Annotated in this window: 21 protein-coding genes; 13 read left to right on the plus strand and 8 right to left on the minus strand. The window is 67.6% G+C overall.

The genetic code is table 11. The features are described 5' to 3' along the window. Positions 1-4: 4 nt before the first annotated feature. Both ACFPOE_RS06395 and ACFPOE_RS06400 read right to left on the minus strand, forming a co-directional pair. Complete coding sequence (locus tag ACFPOE_RS06395; RefSeq protein WP_376849178.1) at positions 5-889, minus strand: aminotransferase class IV; 885 nt, start codon at positions 887-889, stop codon at positions 5-7. A 23-nt stretch (positions 890-912) separates the two neighbouring features. Next, entirely contained in the window at positions 913-1,359 is a 447-nt protein-coding gene (locus ACFPOE_RS06400; RefSeq protein WP_376849179.1) for a DUF4149 domain-containing protein, read from the minus strand. A 165-nt stretch (positions 1,360-1,524) separates the two neighbouring features. Between ACFPOE_RS06400 and ACFPOE_RS06405 the strand changes: the two genes are divergently transcribed. The 10 genes from ACFPOE_RS06405 (at position 1,525) to ACFPOE_RS06450 (ending at position 9,455) form a co-directional block, all read left to right on the plus strand. Continuing rightward, positions 1,525-1,995 carry an ATP synthase subunit I gene (locus ACFPOE_RS06405; RefSeq protein ID WP_376849180.1) on the plus strand — a complete coding sequence of 157 codons (471 nt, stop codon included), beginning with the start codon at positions 1,525-1,527 and terminating at the stop codon, positions 1,993-1,995. A gap of 6 nt (positions 1,996-2,001) precedes the next feature. Further along, the gene (gene atpB / locus ACFPOE_RS06410; RefSeq protein WP_376849181.1) at positions 2,002-2,877 is read left to right on the plus strand and encodes a F0F1 ATP synthase subunit A; all 876 of its coding nucleotides are present in this window, start codon (positions 2,002-2,004) and stop codon (positions 2,875-2,877) included. 64 nt (positions 2,878-2,941) lie between these two features. Continuing rightward, positions 2,942-3,205, plus strand: a complete 264-nt coding sequence (gene atpE, locus ACFPOE_RS06415) for a F0F1 ATP synthase subunit C (RefSeq protein ID WP_376849182.1) — start codon at positions 2,942-2,944, stop codon at positions 3,203-3,205. Between the two features lie 63 nt (positions 3,206-3,268). After that, the gene (locus tag ACFPOE_RS06420; RefSeq protein ID WP_376849183.1) at positions 3,269-3,739 is read left to right on the plus strand and encodes a F0F1 ATP synthase subunit B; all 471 of its coding nucleotides are present in this window, start codon (positions 3,269-3,271) and stop codon (positions 3,737-3,739) included. Positions 3,740-3,751: 12 nt separating this feature from the next. Next, positions 3,752-4,282 (plus strand): F0F1 ATP synthase subunit delta, encoded by a 531-nt coding sequence (locus ACFPOE_RS06425; protein ID WP_376849184.1) that lies wholly within the window; start codon positions 3,752-3,754, stop codon positions 4,280-4,282. Between the two features lie 28 nt (positions 4,283-4,310). After that, positions 4,311-5,864 (plus strand): F0F1 ATP synthase subunit alpha, encoded by a 1,554-nt coding sequence (gene atpA, locus ACFPOE_RS06430; protein ID WP_376849185.1) that lies wholly within the window; start codon positions 4,311-4,313, stop codon positions 5,862-5,864. A 29-nt stretch (positions 5,865-5,893) separates the two neighbouring features. Next, positions 5,894-6,760 (plus strand): F0F1 ATP synthase subunit gamma, encoded by an 867-nt coding sequence (gene atpG / locus ACFPOE_RS06435; protein ID WP_376849186.1) that lies wholly within the window; start codon positions 5,894-5,896, stop codon positions 6,758-6,760. A 33-nt stretch (positions 6,761-6,793) separates the two neighbouring features. After that, positions 6,794-8,227, plus strand: a complete 1,434-nt coding sequence (atpD, locus tag ACFPOE_RS06440) for a F0F1 ATP synthase subunit beta (RefSeq protein ID WP_376849187.1) — start codon at positions 6,794-6,796, stop codon at positions 8,225-8,227. Positions 8,228-8,278: 51 nt separating this feature from the next. Next, a complete protein-coding gene (locus ACFPOE_RS06445; protein ID WP_376849188.1) occupies positions 8,279-8,707 on the plus strand; it encodes a F0F1 ATP synthase subunit epsilon in 429 nt (142 codons plus the stop codon). 286 nt (positions 8,708-8,993) lie between these two features. Further along, on the plus strand, positions 8,994-9,455 hold the full coding sequence (locus ACFPOE_RS06450) for a cache domain-containing protein (protein ID WP_376849189.1): 462 nt from the start codon (positions 8,994-8,996) through the stop codon (positions 9,453-9,455). A 55-nt stretch (positions 9,456-9,510) separates the two neighbouring features. Here the strand turns inward: ACFPOE_RS06450 and ACFPOE_RS06455 are convergent, their stop codons facing one another. Genes ACFPOE_RS06455 through ACFPOE_RS06465 form a run of 3 tightly spaced genes read right to left on the minus strand, consistent with a single transcriptional unit; the run spans position 9,511 to position 11,546 of the window. Then, on the minus strand, positions 9,511-10,038 hold the full coding sequence (locus tag ACFPOE_RS06455; RefSeq protein ID WP_376849190.1) for a TPM domain-containing protein: 528 nt from the start codon (positions 10,036-10,038) through the stop codon (positions 9,511-9,513). Next, positions 10,038-10,949, minus strand: a complete 912-nt coding sequence (locus ACFPOE_RS06460) for a TPM domain-containing protein (RefSeq protein WP_376849191.1) — start codon at positions 10,947-10,949, stop codon at positions 10,038-10,040. The genes ACFPOE_RS06455 and ACFPOE_RS06460 overlap by 1 nt, the downstream gene beginning before the upstream one ends. Before the next feature lie 6 nt (positions 10,950-10,955). Then, a complete protein-coding gene (locus tag ACFPOE_RS06465; protein WP_376849192.1) occupies positions 10,956-11,546 on the minus strand; it encodes a LemA family protein in 591 nt (196 codons plus the stop codon). A 45-nt stretch (positions 11,547-11,591) separates the two neighbouring features. On the opposite strand from ACFPOE_RS06465, the gene ACFPOE_RS06470 reads away from it, so the two are divergent. From ACFPOE_RS06470 to ACFPOE_RS06480, 3 genes are read left to right on the plus strand one after another with little or no spacing between them, the layout of a single operon-like run. Further along, positions 11,592-12,338 (plus strand): hypothetical protein, encoded by a 747-nt coding sequence (locus ACFPOE_RS06470; protein WP_376849193.1) that lies wholly within the window; start codon positions 11,592-11,594, stop codon positions 12,336-12,338. 26 nt (positions 12,339-12,364) lie between these two features. Further along, on the plus strand, positions 12,365-12,811 hold the full coding sequence (locus tag ACFPOE_RS06475) for a YybH family protein (RefSeq protein ID WP_376849194.1): 447 nt from the start codon (positions 12,365-12,367) through the stop codon (positions 12,809-12,811). A gap of 7 nt (positions 12,812-12,818) precedes the next feature. Next, entirely contained in the window at positions 12,819-13,808 is a 990-nt protein-coding gene (locus ACFPOE_RS06480; RefSeq protein WP_376849195.1) for a YheT family hydrolase, read from the plus strand. A 16-nt stretch (positions 13,809-13,824) separates the two neighbouring features. Here the strand turns inward: ACFPOE_RS06480 and mrdA are convergent, their stop codons facing one another. From mrdA to mreC, 3 genes are all read right to left on the minus strand, one after another. Further along, positions 13,825-16,194 carry a penicillin-binding protein 2 gene (gene mrdA / locus ACFPOE_RS06485; protein WP_376849196.1) on the minus strand — a complete coding sequence of 790 codons (2,370 nt, stop codon included), beginning with the start codon at positions 16,192-16,194 and terminating at the stop codon, positions 13,825-13,827. A 76-nt stretch (positions 16,195-16,270) separates the two neighbouring features. Then, positions 16,271-16,789 (minus strand): rod shape-determining protein MreD, encoded by a 519-nt coding sequence (gene mreD / locus ACFPOE_RS06490; RefSeq protein WP_376849197.1) that lies wholly within the window; start codon positions 16,787-16,789, stop codon positions 16,271-16,273. Then, positions 16,786-17,703 carry a rod shape-determining protein MreC gene (gene mreC / locus ACFPOE_RS06495; RefSeq protein ID WP_376849198.1) on the minus strand — a complete coding sequence of 306 codons (918 nt, stop codon included), beginning with the start codon at positions 17,701-17,703 and terminating at the stop codon, positions 16,786-16,788. The genes mreD and mreC overlap by 4 nt, the downstream gene beginning before the upstream one ends. Positions 17,704-17,711: the final 8 nt, after the last annotated feature.

Consider the following 17,711-nt stretch of genomic DNA (forward strand, 5'->3'; position numbering starts at 1 on the left):
GGTTTCAGGCAAGCTTGGCACGCTGGTAGCCGGCGTACAGAGCCTGGTAGATGGGGCCGGGGCGGCCGGTTCCAATGGGCTGGCCGTCCAGCAGGGTCACGGGCAGCACCTCCTTGGTGGCGGACGACACCAGCAGCTCGTCGGCCGCGAACACCTCGGCGCGCGAGATCCGGCGCAGCTCGAACGGGATGCCGGCCTCGCGGCACAGCGTTTCGAACAGCCCGTAGCGCACGCCCTCCAGCACCAGGTTGTCCTTGGGCGTGCCCAGCAGCTTGCCATCCTGCACGACCCACATGTTGGACGCCGCCGCCTCGCTCAGGAAGCCGTCGCGGAACATCACCGTCTCGGTTGCGCCGACGTCGGCGCTGATCTGGCGCGCCAGCACCGCGCCGGCCAGGCTGATGCTCTTGACGTGCGCCTTCTTCCAGCGGAAGTCGTCGGCCGTGACGCAGGCCACGCCCTCGATGCGGTCCTTCTCTGGATAGATGTACATCCGGTTGCTGGTGACGAACACCGTGGGCGTCAGGCCCGGCGGCATGACGTGGTCGCGCATGGCGACGCCGCGCGTGATCTGGATGTAGACCATCTGGTCGGTCTGCTCCGGGCGCTTGTCCATCGCCTTGGCGTAGGCGGCGATCAGCTGCAGCACCAGCTCGCGCCACTGCGCGTGGCTCATCGGGTTGGCGATGCGCATTTCCGCCAGGCTGCGGTCCAGCCGCGCCATGTGCTCGTCGAAGCGGAACGGCCGGCCGGCGTAGGCTGGCGCCACCTCATAGACGCCGTCGCCGAAGATGAAGCCGCGGTCCAGCACGCTCACCTTGGCGTCGCGCAGGGTGGAGAACTCGCCGTTCAGGTAGCAGGGCAGCAGGGGCAGGGTGGTGTCTGTCATGAACCGATTGTGGAAGAAGTCGTTCAGCGCCAGAGCATCACGGCGGCGATCGCCAGCCAGCCCAGGCCGAGGTTGATCTTGACCAGCAGCGCGATCTGGCCGGCGCGGCGGCCGCCCTCGGCCCAGTCGGCGGCAGCGACCGCCGAGATCAGCTTGCGATAGGGCGAGAAATAGATGTGGCCGAACAACAGCATCATCAGCAGGCCGATCCCGAGCATCGCGTGCCAGCCGGGCGGCGCCTTGGCCATGCCGGCCTGCGCCAGCAGCGCGGTGCCGGTGACAAGCAGCACGCCGATGCTCGCGATCACCACCAGGAAGAAGCGCTTGAGCACCGCCACCATCAGCGGCAGCCGCTGCGACGGCCCGAGCTGCTGCGCCAGCGCCGGGCGCAGCGCCAGCACCATGAAGGCCATGCCCCCGATCCAGAAGATGGCGGCGGCGAGATGGAAGAAGAGGATCAGTGGCTGCATGGCGGGCCTGTCGGGATGAAGCGTGCATTGTGCGGCGCGGGCAAAACTGTTTTGACCGCGCATTTAGCTGACTGATGTACTCAGAGTTGTGGAGTGGACCCGGGGTTTTTACTTATAATCAGTGGCTTTGTGTAATTTCAGGCCGGACAAGAGTGGCGCCAGATCATGAAAACAATCGCCCGCCTGCCTGAAGCGGAGGAAGAAGTCCCGTTCCAGCCGCTGACCGCCGAACAGGCGCGACAGCTGCGGGAGCGCAACCCGCCGGTGTCCCCCTGGTGGGTGATCGCAGGACAGGTGGTGGTCGGACTCGTGGTGGCCCTGGCCGCTTGGGCCCTGACCGGGAGGCAGAACGTCGGATGGTCGGCCGGATACGGCGCGTTGGCTGTGGTGATTCCCTCGGCCGTCTTCGCGCGCGGGCTCACGGGGCGGTTCGCCTCCCTGAACGCCGGGTCGGCCGCCGTCGGATTCATGCTGTGGGAGATGGTCAAGATCGCCTTGACGGTGGCCATGCTGGTGGCCGCGCCAAGGCTGGTGTCAGCGCTGAGCTGGCCGGCGCTGCTGGTCGGCCTGGTGTTGACGATGAAGGTGTACTGGCTGGCCCTGGCGTATGCGCCCAGGCGAAAACTGAAGAACTGAAGAAACATGGCTGCTGAACAAGGACAAACCTCCGGTGAATACATCATTCACCACCTGACGCACCTGCGAAACCACCCGGCCAGCAACGTTGTCGATTTCTCGGTCTTCCATTTCGATTCGATCTTCTTCTCGATTGCAGTCGGCGTGCTGGGCTGCTGGCTGCTGTGGCTGGGGGCGCGCAAGGCCACCTCGGGCGTGCCCGGCCGGTTCCAGGCCGCGGTGGAGATTCTGGTGGAAATGGTCGACTCGCAGGCCAAGGGCATCATCCACAACGCGCACAGTCGCAAGCTCGTGGCCCCGCTTGCGCTGGTGGTGTTCGTCTGGATCCTCTTGTTGAATGCGATGGACCTGCTGCCGGTCGACCTGCTGCCGTTGATCTGGCGCGGCATCTACGGCGCGGCCGGCCACGACCCCGAGCATGCATACCTGCGTGTCGTGCCCACCGCCGACCTGTCGATGACGATGGGCCTGTCGGTTGGCGTGCTGGTGCTGGTCTTGTTCTACAACATCAAGATCAAGGGCGTTGGCGGCTGGGCGCACGAACTGGTGACGGCGCCGTTCGGCACCAGCAAGAATCCGGTCTTCGCCTTGCTGCTGGGCTTCGTCAACTTCGGCATGCAAATGATCGAGTTCGTCGCCAGGACCGTTTCGCACGGCATGCGACTGTTCGGCAACATGTACGCCGGCGAACTGATCTTCCTGCTGATCGCCATGATGGGTGGCGCCTGGTCGCTGTCGGCCACCGGCATCGGCCTGGCCATCGGCCACATCGTCGCCGGCACGGTCTGGGCGCTGTTCCACCTGATCATCATCACGCTGCAGGCCTTCGTGTTCATGATGCTGGCCCTGGTGTACCTGGGCCAGGCGCACGACGCGCACTGATCCGTTTTCGTTTTCCCCCTGCCTTTTCCCTTTTCTCGTTAACCAAAGTCCCTTAGGAGCAATCATGGAAGTTATCAGTTTCACCGCACTGGCCGCCGGCCTGATCATCGGTCTCGGTGCCATCGGCGCCTGTATCGGTATCGGCATCATGGGCAGCAAGTACCTCGAGTCGGCCGCCCGCCAGCCCGAGCTGATGAACGAGCTGCAGACCAAGATGTTCCTGCTGGCCGGCCTGATCGACGCGGCCTTCATTATCGGCACCGGTATCGCGCTGTGGTTCGCCACCGCCAACCCGTTCCTGGCGCAGATCGCCAACCTGCCGCGCTAAGCATCCCTCGGTCCATGTCATGTCCCGGCGGCGCCACGGCGCAGCGGGACGAAGGATGAAAAAGTGAGCATCACCGGTACCCTGATCATTCAGATGATCGTGTTCCTGATCCTGGTCGGGTTCACGATGAAGTTCGTGTGGCCGCCGATCGCCGCGGCGCTCGACGAGCGCGCCACCAAGATCGCCGACGGCCTGGCCGCCGCCGACAAGGCCAGGTCCGAGCTGTCCGCCGCCAACCAGCGGGTGGAAGCGGAGTTGGCGAAGTCGCGCGCCGAGACCGCCGCGCTGCTGGCGGACGCCGAGCGCCGGGCCCAGCAGATCGTGGAAGAAGCCAAGTCGCGCGCCACCGAAGAAGGCAACAAGGTGCTGGCGGCAGCCCGTGCGGAGGCCGAACAGGCCACCGTCCAGGCCCGCGAGGCACTGCGCGAGCAGGTCGCGGCGCTGGCCGTGCGCGGCGCCGAGCAGATCCTGCGCAAGGAGATCAATCCCGGCGTTCACGCCGAGTTGCTCAACCGCCTGAAGACCGAGCTTTGAGGATCCAGGCCCATGGCTGAACTCGCCACCATCGCAAGACCGTACGCCGAGGCGCTGTTCAAGGCGTCGCAGGCCGACCTGGAGGCCACGGCCGGCTGGCTGGAGCCGCTGGCGGCCGTCGCCGGCGACCCGCAGCTGCTGCAGCTGGCTGCCAACCCCAACGTGCGCGCCCAGCAGGTGATCGACCTGATCGCCGGCGTGGTCGGGCAGCCGCTGCCCGGGCCGGCCATGAACTTCCTGCGGGCGGTGATCGAGAACGATCGCATCGCCGCGCTGCCGGAAATCGCCACCCAGTTCCGCGCGCTCAAGAACGCCCGCACCGGCTCGTCCGATGCCGTCGTCTACAGCGCCTTCCCGATGGACGCCGGCGCGCTGGCCGCGGTGGCGCCGTCGCTGGAAAAGCGGTTCGGTCGCAAGCTGAACCTCACGGTGCAGGAAGACCGCTCGCTGCTGGGCGGCATCCGCGTGGTCGTCGGAGACGAGGTGCTGGACACCTCGGTCAAGGCTCGCCTCGAACAAATGAAAGTCGCGCTGACAGCCTGATGGCTGCCAGCTAACCCAAGGAAGAGTCATGCAACTCAATCCCGCAGAAATTTCCGAACTGATCAAGAGCCGCATCGAGGGCCTCGCCGCCAGCGCCGACATCCGCAACCAGGGCACCGTGGTGTCCGTGGCCGACGGCATCTGCCGCATCCACGGCCTGTCCGACGCGATGCAGGGCGAGATGCTGGAATTCCCGCCGACGGCGGACGGCACGCCCACCTACGGCCTGGCCCTGAACCTGGAGCGCGACTCGGTCGGCTCGGTGATCCTGGGCGAGTACGAGCACATCTCCGAAGGCGACACCGTCAAGTGCACGGGCCGCATCCTGGAAGTGCCGGTCGGCCCCGAGCTGATCGGCCGCGTGGTCAATGCGCTGGGCGCGCCGATCGACGGCAAGGGCCCGATCAACGCCAAGATGACCGACGTGATCGAAAAGGTCGCCCCCGGCGTGATCGCGCGCCAGTCGGTCAGCCAGCCGATGCAGACCGGGCTGAAGTCGATCGACTCGATGGTGCCGATCGGCCGCGGCCAGCGCGAGCTGATCATCGGCGACCGCCAGACCGGCAAGTCCGCCGTGGCGGTGGACGCGATCATCAACCAGAAGGGTCAGAACATGACCTGCGTGTACGTCGCCATCGGGCAGAAGGCGTCCACGATCAAGAACATCGTGCGTTCGCTGGAGCAGGCCGGCGCGATGGATTACACCATCGTGGTCGCCGCTTCCGCTTCGGAATCGGCCGCCATGCAGTACGTCTCGGCGTACTCCGGCTGCACGATGGGCGAGTACTTCCGCGACCGCGGCCAGGACGCGCTGATCGTCTATGACGACCTGTCCAAACAGGCCGTCGCCTACCGCCAGGTCTCGCTGCTGCTGCGCCGCCCGCCGGGCCGCGAAGCCTATCCCGGCGACGTGTTCTATCTCCACTCCCGCCTGCTGGAGCGCGCCGCCCGGGTCAACGAAAAGTACGTGGAAGACTTCACCAAGGGTGCCGTGAAGGGCAAGACCGGCTCGCTGACCGCGCTGCCGATCATCGAGACCCAGGCCGGCGACGTGTCCGCCTTCGTCCCGACCAACGTGATCTCGATCACCGACGGCCAGATCTTCCTGGAGACCAGCCTGTTCAACGCCGGCGTCCGTCCCGCCATCAACGCCGGCATCTCGGTGTCGCGGGTCGGTGGCGCTGCCCAGACCAAGCTGATCAAGAACCTGTCGGGCGGCATCCGGACCGACCTGGCCCAGTACCGCGAGCTGGCCGCGTTCGCGCAGTTCGCCTCCGACCTGGACGAAGCCACCCGCAAGCAGCTCGATCGCGGCGCCCGCGTGACGGAACTGCTCAAGCAGGCCCAGTACAGCCCGCAGCCGATCAGCCTGATGGCCGCCACGCTGTTCGCCGTCAACAAGGGCTTCCTGGACGACATCGACGTCAAGAAGGTGCTGGCATTCGAGCACGGCCTGCACGGCTGGCTCAAGGACAAGCATTCCGCGCTGCTGGCCAAGCTGGAAGCCGACAAGGCGATGGACAAGACCGCCGAGTCCGAGCTGGGCGAAGCCATCGAGAAGTTCAAGAAGTCGTTCGCCTGAAAAGCGGACTGAACGAATAGGAGCCGCCAGTGGCTGCAGGTAAAGAGATTCGGGGCAAGATCAAATCGGTGGAGAACACCAAGAAGATCACCAAGGCCATGGAAATGGTGGCCGCCTCCAAGATGCGCAAGGCGCAGGAGCGGATGCGCCACGCCCGGCCCTACAGCGACAAGGTGCGCAACATCGCCGCCAACCTGGGCAAGGCCAATCCGGAATACACGCACGCCTTCATGAAGATCAACGACTCGAAGGCCGTGGGCTTCATCGTCGTGACGACCGACAAGGGGCTGTGCGGCGGCATGAACACCAACGTGCTGCGGATGGTGACCAACAAGCTGCGCGAGCTGCAGGCCGAAGGCGTCAAGTCGCAGGCGGTGGCCATCGGCAACAAGGGCCTGGGCTTCCTGAACCGCGTCGGCGCGCAGGTGGTTTCGCATGTCACCCAGCTGGGCGACACGCCGCACCTGGACAAGCTGATCGGCCCGGTCAAGGTGCTGCTGGATGCGTATGCCGAAGGCAAGATCAGCGCCGTGTACCTGGGCTACACGCGCTTCATCAACACGATGAAGCAGGAGCCGGTGGTGGAGCAGCTGCTGCCCCTGACCGCCGACAACCTCAAGGCCGACGAAGGCCAGCCGGGCTGGGACTACATCTACGAGCCGGACGCGCAGTCCGTGATCGACGAGCTGCTCACGCGCTACGTCGAGGCGCTGGTGTACCAGGCGGTGGCGGAGAACATGGCGTCCGAGCAGTCGGCGCGGATGGTGGCCATGAAGGCCGCCACCGACAACGCCGGCAGCGTGATCGGCGAGCTCAAGCTGGTCTACAACAAGACGCGCCAGGCGGCGATCACGAAAGAGCTTTCGGAGATCGTGGCCGGGGCTGCGGCCGTTTGAGTTTTACAGATTAATTTATTGGAGCAAGGTCAAATGGCTCAAGCACAAGCAAACGCACCGACGAACACAGGCGTTCAGGGCAAGATCGTTCAATGCATCGGCGCCGTGGTGGACGTCGAGTTCCCGCGCGACAAGATGCCGCGCGTCTATGACGCGCTGAAGATGGAAGGCACGGCGCTGACGCTGGAAGTGCAGCAGCAGCTGGGCGACGGCATCGTGCGCACCATCGCGCTGGGCTCGTCCGACGGCCTGCGCCGCGGCAACATGGTCTACAACACCGACAAGCCGATCACGGTGCCGGTGGGCAAGGCCACGCTGGGCCGCATCATGGACGTGCTGGGCAACCCGATCGACGAGCGCGGTCCCGTGAGCTCGGAACTGATGGCCTCGATCCACCGCAAGGCGCCGGCGTACGACGAACTGTCGCCGTCGCAGGAACTGCTGGAAACCGGCATCAAGGTGATCGACCTGATCTGCCCGTTCGCCAAGGGCGGCAAGGTCGGCCTGTTCGGCGGCGCCGGCGTCGGCAAGACCGTGAACATGATGGAGCTGATCAACAACATCGCCAAGGCCCACTCCGGCCTGTCGGTGTTCGCCGGCGTCGGCGAGCGCACCCGCGAAGGCAACGACTTCTATCACGAGATGGCCGAATCCAAGGTCGTCGACCTGGAGAACCTGCCCAACTCGAAGGTGGCCATGGTGTACGGCCAGATGAACGAGCCGCCGGGCAACCGCCTGCGCGTGGCGCTGACCGGCCTGACCATCGCGGAATCGTTCCGTGACGAAGGCCGCGACGTGCTGTTCTTCGTCGACAACATCTACCGCTTCACGCTGGCCGGCACCGAAGTGTCCGCGCTGCTGGGACGGATGCCGTCGGCCGTGGGCTACCAGCCGACGCTGGCCGAGGAAATGGGCCGCCTGCAGGAGCGGATCACGTCGACCAAGGTCGGCTCGATCACCTCGATCCAGGCCGTGTACGTCCCGGCGGACGACTTGACCGACCCGTCCCCCGCCACCACCTTCGCCCACCTGGACTCCACCGTGGTGCTGTCGCGCGACATCGCATCGCTGGGCATCTACCCCGCGGTGGACCCGCTGGATTCCACCAGCCGCCAGCTGGACCCGCTGGTCGTCGGCGAAGACCACTACAACACCGCCCGTGCCGTGCAGAACACGCTGCAGCGCTACAAGGAACTGCGCGACATCATCGCCATCCTGGGCATGGACGAACTGGCGCCGGAAGACAAGCTGGCCGTGGCCCGCGCCCGCAAGATCCAGCGTTTCCTGTCGCAGCCGTTCCACGTGGCCGAAGTGTTCACCGGCTCGCCCGGCAAGTACGTGCCGCTGTCGGAGACGATCCGCGGCTTCAAGATGATCACCGCCGGCGAGTGCGACCACCTGCCCGAGCAGGCGTTCTACATGGTCGGCTCGATCGACGAGGCCTTCGAGAAGGCCAAGAAGGTTTGATTTGTCTTGCGGGGCAGACCTTCAGCTCTGTCCCCAACTGACTAGGAACATATGGTTGATTCCACCCACACCATCCACGTCGACGTGGTCAGCGCCGAGGAGTCGATCTTCTCCGGCGAGGCCCGCTTCGTGGCGCTGCCCGGCGAAGCCGGCGAGCTCGGGATCTTCCCGCGCCACACGCCGCTGATCACGCGCATCAAGCCCGGCTCGGTGCGCATCGAGATGGCCGACGGCTCCGAGGAGTTCGTCTTCGTCGCCGGCGGCATCCTGGAAGTGCAGCCCAACGCCGTCACCGTGCTGTCGGACACCGCGATCCGCGGCAAGGACCTGGACGAAGAGAAGGCCAACAGCGCCCGCGCCTCGGCCGAGGAAGCGCTGCGCAACGCCAAGGGCGACATCGACATCGCCAAGGCGCAGTCGGAGCTGGCCGTTCTGGCCGCGCAGATCCAGGCGCTGCGCAAGTACCGGCAGAAGAAATAAGCACGAAGTACGGCTTTGGGGGGCAGACCGGAACATTTACTGCTCTGCCCCCCAACTGATGAGATCATTGGCGCTTGACCACATCTCGACGAAATAAGAAGCGCTAAAAACCGCGCCCTCGGCCCCGCTCGCAAGACCGGGGCCTTTTTATTGGCCGGCCATTAGTGAAACAACGTGTTGCAATATGTATCACATTGTGGCAATCTGGCGCCTGCCACTGCCGTGGATCGCACAACGGGCCCCCTCGGAGCCCTCCACCGTCGTCGGCTCAACTGAGGACGAGACAATGCGCAATATTTCGATCGTGGCGGGACTGGTTCTTGGCGCCCTGTCGGGGGCGGCGGTGGCCGCAACCGCGGAACGGGCCACGGCCAAGGAGGCAGAGGCCATGGTCAAGAAGGGCGTGGCTTACATCAAGGCCAATCCCCACGACAAGGCCTTTGCGGACATCAGCGATCCCAAGGGGCAGTTCGTCGATCGCGACCTGTACCTGGTCGTCTATCGTCTCGATGGCATGAACCTGGCGCACGGGTACAACAGGAAATTCATCGGCAAGAACATGATCGACCTGCAGGATTCGGACGGAAAGCTGTTTCATCGCGAACGGATTGAGCTGGCCAAAACCCAAACCAGTTTCTGGCAGGACCTGAAGTTCGTCGATCCGCTGAGCAAGAAGATCGAGCCCAAGCAGACGTATTGCGAGCGCACCGCCGACATGCTCGTCTGCGGCGGCATCTACAAGCCCTGATCGAGCCCGTCCGTCGCGGGACTCCGCAGTGGTCAGGCGAAGCCTAGCCGCTGCGTCAGCCCAGCACCGGTTCGTCCGGCAACTCGTTGCTGTTGCTCGCGCCGGGCGCCAGCGGATAGTGCCGCGCCAGCACCGCGGACACCTCGTCCACCGCCTGGGTCAGCCCTTCCTCGAAGCGGCCCTCGCGGAACGCGGCGCCCATGCGCTGGACCATTGCCGCCCATTCGGCTGCGGGCACCCGCCGGCTCAGGCTGCGGTCGGCGACGATCTCGATGGCCCGCTCGGCCAGCAGCAGGTAGATCAGCACGCCGTTGTTGTGCTCGGTGTCCCAGACGCCCAGCTTGGCGAACATCGCCACCGCCCGCTCGCGCGGCGTGGCATCGCGCCACACATAGCCGGACGGCAGGCTGGCCTCCACGTAGATGCGGATTTCGCCGCTGTGCCGGCGCTCGCTGGCCGCCACCTGCTGCTGCAGGCGGGCCAGCAGCGCCGGCGGAATCGCCTTGCGGGTGTCGGATTCGTCCAGCAGGCGGTGCTTGAACAGGCGCCCGATGCGGGAGGTGAGTGCGCGCTTGGCCGCCATTACCAGCTCCCCGATGCGCCGCCGCCGCCGAAGTCGCCGCCGCCGCCGGAGCTGAAGCCCCCGCCGCCGCCGCCGCCGCCGGAGAATCCACCACCGCCCCCGCCGAAGCCGCCGCCACCCCAGCCGGTGCGCCGACCGCTGCCAAGGGCGCTGCCGAGGCCGGACAGGCCCGACGACAGCAGCGTATAGAGCAGCGCCGCGATGCCGGCAACCGCCGCGACCACGATGCTGGAGGTGATGGCCATCGCGATCGCCCCGACCCCGCCGCCGACGGCCAGCGCGCCGAGCTTGCTGCCCAACATGCGGCGCAGGACGGCGCCGGCGATCGGCACGGCGAAGAACAGGAAGATCGCCAGGTCCATCCAGTCGAAACCATGGCCGCTGCCCTGGGCCGGCTGCGGCGCGGCGGCCGGGGGCGCCGGCAGCGCCTCGCCCTTGATGCGCGCGATCAGCTGGTCGGCCGCGGCCTGCAGCCCGCCGGCGTAATCGTCCTTGCGGAAACTGGGTTTGATCGCGTCGTCGATGATCTGGCTGGCGGCCAGGTCCGGCAGCGCGCCCTCCAGCGTCTTGGCCACCTCGATCCGCACCTTGCGGTCGTTCTTGGCCACCACCAGCAGCACGCCGTCGCCCACGCCCTTGCGGCCGATCTTCCAGTCATTGGCCACGCGGTTGGCGTAACTGGCGATGTCCTCCGGCTGCGTGGTGGGCACCAGCAGGAAGGCGATCTGCGTGCCCTTCTCCTTCTCGAATGCCGCCAGCTTGTCGTCCAGGCCCTTGAGCTGGATGGCGTCCAGGGTGCCGGTGGTGTCGATCACCCGCGCCGTCAGCGACGGCACGGGCAGCAGGCCCTGGGCCTGCGCGGCAGAGAGCCACAGGAACAAGGCCCACAGGAAGACGCGCAGTGCTTTCAAGGCGTGCTACTTCTTCGGCCCGAAGTCCACTTGCGGCGGGGTGGAGATCTGCGCCTCGTTCTGCACCGTGAACACCGGCTTGGGCTGGTACTTGAACACCATCGCCGTCAGGTTGGTCGGGAAGCTGCGCGCCAGCACGTTGTACTCCTGCACGCTGGCGATGTAGCGGTTGCGCGCCACCGTGATCCGGTTCTCCGTGCCTTCGAGCGACACCCGCAGGTCGCCGAAGGCCTTGTTGGCTTTCAGGTCCGGGTAGCGCTCGCTGACCGCCATCAGCCGGCTGAGCGCGCTGGACAGCTCGCCCTGGGCCTGCTGGAATTTCTGGAAGGCGGCCGGGTCGTTCAGCGTCTCGGGCGTCACCTGGATCGAGGTGGCCTTGGCGCGCGCCTCGATCACCTTGGTCAGCGTCTCCTGCTCGAAGTTGGCCTCGCCCTTGACGGTGGCCACGATGTTGGGGATCAGGTCGGCGCGCCGCTGGTATTGGTTGAGCACTTCGCTCCAGGCCGACTTGCTCGCTTCGTCCAGCCGCTGGAAGTCGTTGTAGCCGCAGCCGGTGAGGGCCAGCGCGGCGACGATGCACAGTAACCACCGTTTCATGGGTTCGTCCTTTGGTCGGGAGGGGGCAACGGTAGCATAGATGGGATGCCAGCCGACCCGTTTCAAGCCTTGCAGGCCGCCGCGCGCCGGCCGGGCGCCGCGGCCGGCAAGCCGGCCCTGCTGATCGCCGGCGCCACCGGCGCGCTGGGCAATGAGATGCTGCGCCGGCTGGCCGGCTCGGGCCGCCACGGCCACGTCAACGTGCTGGCGCGCGAGCCGATGACCGAGGGCCTGCGCGGCGTCGCCTGCCTGGTGGTGCCGCCGGAGGTGGATGGCGGCTGGCCGGCCGTCGATGCCCAGGTCGGCGTGATCCTGTTCGATCCGCCGCGCCTGTTCTACGACCGCGAGCGCGCGCTGTGGACGCCGCGCCCGGACCAGCTGCCGGCGCTGGCGCTGTGGATGCGCCGCTGCGGCGTGACGACGCTGGCGGTGGTGCTGCCGCACGCGCAGGGCCGGCTGCCCGATGCGCTCAAGCGCGGGCTGGCCAGCCTGGACGAGCACGCCGTGGCCGCGCTGGGCTTCGAGCGCGTGCTGTTCGTGCGGTCGGCGCAAAAGCCCGTGCCGCGGCCGGCCGGCAACCTGCTGCGGCAGGCCGCGAACCTCATGCTGTCGGTCTTCCACTACATGGTGCCGGGCAGCGAGCAGCCGGTGCGCGCCACCAAGGTCAGCGAACTGGTGGCGGCAGCGCTGCAGATCGCGCCGCCGGGCATCCACGTCGCCGGCCCGGAGCTGGTCTGGAGCGCCGCACAGGGCAACCTGCGCGAGCTGGTGGCCGCCTGGCTGGCCCGCTGAAAGCAGGCAGAATCGCGGACAACCCCATGCGCAAGAGCCGAATCCCCGCCAGCCTCCAGGGCAGCCCCGACGAGATCGAGGCGGCTTTCTACGAGGCGCTGCAGACGGCCGACATCGACAAGCTGATGGCCTGCTGGGCCGACGAGGACGACATCGTCTGCATCCATCCGGGCGGCCCGCGGGTGATCGGCGCCGGCGCGATCCGGGCGACCTTCGAAGCGATGTTCGCCAACGGCAGCATCCGCGCCTGGCCGGAACGGGTGCGCAAGACCGAGTCGCTGGCCAGCGCCGTGCACAACCTGCTCGAGCGGGTGGAGGTGCCGTCGCCCGAAGGACGCAAGAACGCGTGGGTGATTGCAACCAACGTCTATCTCAAGACCGCGCAGGGCTGGCGGCTGGTGGCCCACCACGCGAGCCCCGGCACCGAGAGCGAGGTGCAGGAAGTCTCGCTCTCGCCGCCGGTCCTGCACTGAGGCGGCGATGAATTACGTCGCGCCGTGGTGGTTGCCCGGCGGCAACCTGCAGACCATCTGGCCGGCCCTGCATGCAGCCCGTGGTGCGCGGCCCGCTTACCGGCGCGAGCGCTGGATCACGCCGGACCAGGATTTCGTCGACGTCGACTGGCTGGACTCAACCGTTCGCCCTGAGCCTGGCGAAGGGCCCTCGCAGCCGCTCCTCGTCCTGTTCCATGGCCTGGAGGGCTCCTCGCGCAGCCACTACGCCGAAGCCTTCGCCGACTTCGCCCGCGAGCGCGGCATGGCCTTCGCGGTGCCGCATTTCCGCGGCTGCGGCGGCGAGCTCAATCGGGCGCCGCGCGCCTACCACTCCGGCGACCACGAGGAGATCGGCTGGATGCTGCAGCAGCTGCGCGCGGCCCACAGCGGCCCGCTGGTAGCGGTCGGCGTCTCGCTGGGCGGCAATGCCCTGCTGCGCTGGGCGGCAGAAACGGGCGACAGCGCGCGCCAGGCCGTGCGGGCAGTGGCCGCGGTGTGCTCGCCGATCGACCTGGCCGCCGGCGGCTGGGCGATCGGCCGCGGCTTCAACCGGCTGGTCTACACCACCATGTTCATGCGCACGATGAAGCCCAAGGCGCTCGCCAAGCTGGACCAGCACCCCGGACTGTTCGACCGCGCGCGGATGCTGGCGGCGCGCGACCTGCGCGACTTCGACAACCTCTTCACCGCCCCGCTGCACGGCTTCCGGGATGCGGATGACTACTACGCCCGGGCGTCGGCCAAGCCGCACCTGGCGCGGATCCGGATACCGGCGCTGGTGCTCAACGCGCGCAACGATCCGTTCGTGCCGGCCTGGAGCCTGCCGTCGCAGCAGGAGGCGGGCCCGAACGTCACCCTGTGGCAGCCGGCGCAGGGCGGCCACGTCGGCTTTCCGGACGGCCACCTGCCGGGGCACGTGCGGCGCATGCCGGACGAGGTGGGCAGCTGGCTGCGGCGCGCGGCCCAACTAGGCTGAAGCGCCCGTTCGGGCCTCAGTCCTGTGTCGGCACGCTGGCGCCGCCGGTGGCGGAACCGGTCGCAGGCCTGGCAGGCGCGGCCGGCGCAGCGGCCTGGGGCCGCGCGGCCGGCACGTGCGCCTTCGGCGGGGAGGCGGCCGGACGGGCAGCGGCGGCCACTTTTGCAACTGCTGCGGATGCGGCCGGCCGCGCGGCTGGCGCCGAGGCCACTGGCGCAGGCGCTGAAGCAGGCCTGGCGATGACCGCAGGCAGCGCCACCGGGATCGCCGACGCTGCCGACGCCGCTGCGGCCGCCGGTCTGCCCGGCGCCGCGCCGGAGGCCGGCATCGATGCCGACACCACGGCTTCCAGCGAGGCTGGCGGCGCGGCCGCCGGCGGGATCAGCGTCGGGGTTGCCGCCGCCACGGCTGCTGCCGTCGCCGCGACCGAGGCGGCGCTGCCGCTGGGCGGCCACGCCGCTTCGGCCGCGCTGCGCTGCTTGCCGATTGGCGCCGTCGCCTGGCCCTTGCGCACCGCCGCCATGTCTTCCTCGCTGGGGTACAGCCCGGTCAGCCAGTAGTCGAAGGCGCGGCGGGCGATCGGCGCCGCGTTCTGCGCGCCGAAGCCGGCGTTCTCCACGATCATCGCGATCGCGATCTTCGGGTTGTCGGCCGGCGCGTAGGCGGTGAACAGCGCGTGGTCGCGGTGGCGCTCATCGGTCTGCGAGGCGTTGTACTTCTCGCCCTGCTTGATCTGGACCACCTGCGCCGTGCCGGTCTTGCCGCCGCTGGTGTAGGGCGCGCCGCGGAACGCCGCCGCCGAGGTGCCTTCCAGGTTGACGCCGACCAGCGCGTTGCGCACGATCGCGATGTTCTCCGGCTTGGCGGTGAGCGTGCCGGTGGTGGTGAATTCGGTGGTCTTGGGCGTCTTGGTGACGATGTCCACCACCTCGTGCACCAGGTGCGGCTTCATCTTGACGCCGTTGTTGGCGATGATGCTGGTGGCCAGCGCCAGCTGCAGGATGGTGAAGTTGTTGTAGCCCTGGCCGATGCCAAGCGAGATCGTCTCGCCGGCGTACCACTTCTGCTGTTCCGGCCGCTTGTAGGCGGTGCGCTTCCACTGGGTCGACGGCAGCAGCCCCTTGGCCTCGCCCAGGATGTCGATGCCGGTCAGCTCGCCGAAGCCGAAGTGCTGCATCTGCTCGTGCATCAGGTCCACGCCCATGTCGTTGGCCAGCGCGTAGTAGTAGGTGTCGCAGGACTGCACGATCGACTTGTACATGTCCACCGAGCCGTGGCCGCCTTCCTTGTCGTCGCGGAAGCGGTGGCCGCCGAAGTTGAAGTAGCCCGGGTCGAAGGTGATCTGGTGCGGCGTGCGCTTGCCGGTCTCCAGGGCCGCCAGCGCCATGAACGGCTTGTAGGTGGAGCCGGGCGGGTAGGTGCCGCGCAGCGCCCGGTTCAGCAGCGGCTTGTCGATCGATTCGTTCAGCGCCTGCCAGTTCTCGCTGTCGATGCCCTCGACGAACAGGTTGGGGTCGAAGGTCGGCTTGCTGACGAAGGCCAGGATCTCGCCGGTGTGGGGATCCATCGCCACCAGCGCGCCGCGCCGGTCGCCGTACAGGTCCTCGATCAGCTTCTGCAGCTTGATGTCGATCGACATCACCACCGTGTTGCCCGGCGTCGCCGGGTTGCTGGCCAGCTTGCGCACCGCGCGGCCGCCGGCCGAGGTCTCCATCTGCTCGACGCCGGTGATGCCGTGCAGCTGCTGCTCGTAGCTCTGCTCGACGCCCAGCTTGCCGATGTATTCGGTGCCGCGGTAGTTGGCCTCGTCGTCGCCCTCGTCGATCCGTTCCTTCTCGGCCTGGTTGATGCGGCCGATGTAGCCGATCACGTGGCTGGCCAGCTCGCCCCAGGGATAGTTGCGGAACAGCCGGGCCTTGATGTCCACGCCCGGGAAGCGGTAGCGCTGGGCGGCGAAGCGCGCCACTTCCTCGTCGGTCAGGCGGGTGCGGATCGGCAGCGACTCGAAGCTCTTGGATTCGTCCAGCAGCTTCTTGAAGCGGCGCTTGTCGCGCGGCTGGATCTCGATCACCTGGCCCAGCGCCTCGATGGTCTTGTCCAGCGTCTGCTCGATCCGCGAGGGCGTGATCTCCAGCGTGTAGGCCGAATAGTTGCTGGCCAGCACGATGCCGTTGCGGTCCAGGATCAGTCCGCGGTTGGGCACCACCGGCACGATCGCCGTGCGGTTGTTTTCCGCCTGTTCGCTCAGGTCCTCGTGGCGCACCACCTGCAGGTAGACCAGCCGGGCGCACAGGAGCATGAAGGCCACCAGCACGCCGATGCTGACCACCAGGACCCGCAGCCGGAAGCGGGACAGGTCCGCTTCGACGTTGCGCATCTCCGTCATGCGACGACCCTGATCGGTTGGGGACAGAGCAGTGCTCTGCGCTGACGCGCGCGCCCCAGGTCTGTCCCACAAGGTCTCATAGAGGCCTATTTTCGTCCGGGTCGGGCGCGCGGCGCTGGGGCGCCAACAAAATGACACTGATCACCGGCCAGAGCACCGCTTCCAGCAGCGGCGCCAGCAGGATGTTCAGGCCCGGGAAGGCGCTCCCGGACAGCATCCGCAGCGCCAGCTCGATCGCGTGGGCGGCGGCGAACAGCGGCAGCACCTGCACCGCCTGCGACGGCACCGAGAACCACAGCAGGCGCCGGTGGATCGTGATCGCGAAGAAGCTCAGCGCGGTGTACGACAGCGCGTGCTGGCCCAGCAGCGAAGCCTGGTGCACGTCCATGCACAAGCCGAAGAAGAAGGCCACGCCGATGCCGACCCGCTGCGGCTGGTGCACGCTCCAGAACACCAGCGCCACCGCCACGATGTCGGGAATCCACGGCGTGCGGCCCAGCGGCAGCATGTTGACGATCAGCGCCAGCAGCAGGCTGCCCCAGATGAAGAAGGGATTGGCCGGCAGCAGCAGCTGCTGGCCGGGACGCATGATCATTTGCGTCCTCCCCGCTTGGCCGGCGGCACCTCGTCGGGCGCCGGCCGCGCCGGGATCTGCACCGCCACCGGCTTGAGCACCATCACGTGGCGGGCACCGTCGACCAGCGCCTGCGGCGCGCAGGAGATGCGGGCGAAGGCCGAGTCGGCGCGCCGCTCCACGCTGACCACCTTGGCCACCGGCAGGCCCGGCGGATAGACGCCGTCCACCCCGCTGGTGGTGAGGATGTCGCCGGCCTGGACGTCGGCATTGCCGGCCATGAAGCGCAGTTCCAGCGAGCCGCCGCGGGTGATCGGGTCGCCGAAGGCCACGCTGCGGGCGCCGGTGCGGGCATTGAGCACCGGGATGGCGTGGTCGCGGTCCGTCACCAGCGTCACTTCGCTGATCAGCGGGTGGACCCGCGTCACCTGGCCCAGCACGCCGGATTCGTCGATCACCGGCGAGCCGGCCTCGATGCCCTGCGTCATCCCCTTGTCGATGATCACCTTGCGGGTGTAGGGATCGGCGGCGTCATAAAGAACCTCGGCGGCCTCGGCCGGCGTCGTGATGCGTTCGCGCAGCCCCAGCAGGTTGCGCAGGCGGGCGTTCTCCTGCGCCAGCTGCTCCACCTGGCTGGCGCGCTGCGATTGCAGGGCCAGCTTCACGCGGGCCGCCTCCTCGCTGGCCTGCGCCGACTTGAGCGATTCGAAGTAGCTTTCCGCATTCTTGAGCAGCTTGACCGGGCCCATCGCGACCAGCTGCACCGGATACAGGACCGTCGCGATCGCTGCGCGCACCGGCTGGGTGACCTTGAAGCGGGCGTCGGCCACCATCAGGAACAGCGCCAGCGCGCTGCAGACCATGAGCTTGGACAGGGCCGAGGCGCCCTGCCGGAAAAACGGCGGTGGGGTTCTGTCCAGCGTACCGAGTGGCATCGCTGCTC

This window comes from Caenimonas terrae, from assembly GCF_042655405.1.
GTDB classification, from domain to species: Bacteria; Pseudomonadota; Gammaproteobacteria; order Burkholderiales; family Burkholderiaceae_C; genus Ramlibacter; species Ramlibacter terrae_A.

What these genes read in the sequence shown, in the direction of transcription:
- ACFPOE_RS06395 (WP_376849178.1), bottom strand. Translation starts at nt 889, where the DNA reads ATGACAGACACCACCCTGCCCCTGCTGCCCTGCTACCTGAACGGCGAG.
- ACFPOE_RS06400 (WP_376849179.1), bottom strand. Translation starts at nt 1,359, where the DNA reads ATGCAGCCACTGATCCTCTTCTTCCATCTCGCCGCCGCCATCTTCTGG.
- ACFPOE_RS06405 (WP_376849180.1), top strand. Translation starts at nt 1,525, where the DNA reads ATGAAAACAATCGCCCGCCTGCCTGAAGCGGAGGAAGAAGTCCCGTTC.
- atpB (WP_376849181.1), top strand. Translation starts at nt 2,002, where the DNA reads ATGGCTGCTGAACAAGGACAAACCTCCGGTGAATACATCATTCACCAC.
- atpE (WP_376849182.1), top strand. Translation starts at nt 2,942, where the DNA reads ATGGAAGTTATCAGTTTCACCGCACTGGCCGCCGGCCTGATCATCGGT.
- ACFPOE_RS06425 (WP_376849184.1), top strand. Translation starts at nt 3,752, where the DNA reads ATGGCTGAACTCGCCACCATCGCAAGACCGTACGCCGAGGCGCTGTTC.
- atpA (WP_376849185.1), top strand. Translation starts at nt 4,311, where the DNA reads ATGCAACTCAATCCCGCAGAAATTTCCGAACTGATCAAGAGCCGCATC.
- atpD (WP_376849187.1), top strand. Translation starts at nt 6,794, where the DNA reads ATGGCTCAAGCACAAGCAAACGCACCGACGAACACAGGCGTTCAGGGC.
- ACFPOE_RS06445 (WP_376849188.1), top strand. Translation starts at nt 8,279, where the DNA reads ATGGTTGATTCCACCCACACCATCCACGTCGACGTGGTCAGCGCCGAG.
- ACFPOE_RS06450 (WP_376849189.1), top strand. Translation starts at nt 8,994, where the DNA reads ATGCGCAATATTTCGATCGTGGCGGGACTGGTTCTTGGCGCCCTGTCG.
- ACFPOE_RS06455 (WP_376849190.1), bottom strand. Translation starts at nt 10,038, where the DNA reads ATGGCGGCCAAGCGCGCACTCACCTCCCGCATCGGGCGCCTGTTCAAG.
- ACFPOE_RS06465 (WP_376849192.1), bottom strand. Translation starts at nt 11,546, where the DNA reads ATGAAACGGTGGTTACTGTGCATCGTCGCCGCGCTGGCCCTCACCGGC.
- ACFPOE_RS06470 (WP_376849193.1), top strand. Translation starts at nt 11,592, where the DNA reads ATGCCAGCCGACCCGTTTCAAGCCTTGCAGGCCGCCGCGCGCCGGCCG.
- ACFPOE_RS06475 (WP_376849194.1), top strand. Translation starts at nt 12,365, where the DNA reads ATGCGCAAGAGCCGAATCCCCGCCAGCCTCCAGGGCAGCCCCGACGAG.
- ACFPOE_RS06480 (WP_376849195.1), top strand. Translation starts at nt 12,819, where the DNA reads ATGAATTACGTCGCGCCGTGGTGGTTGCCCGGCGGCAACCTGCAGACC.
- mrdA (WP_376849196.1), bottom strand. Translation starts at nt 16,194, where the DNA reads ATGACGGAGATGCGCAACGTCGAAGCGGACCTGTCCCGCTTCCGGCTG.
- mreD (WP_376849197.1), bottom strand. Translation starts at nt 16,789, where the DNA reads ATGATCATGCGTCCCGGCCAGCAGCTGCTGCTGCCGGCCAATCCCTTC.
- mreC (WP_376849198.1), bottom strand. Translation starts at nt 17,703, where the DNA reads ATGCCACTCGGTACGCTGGACAGAACCCCACCGCCGTTTTTCCGGCAG.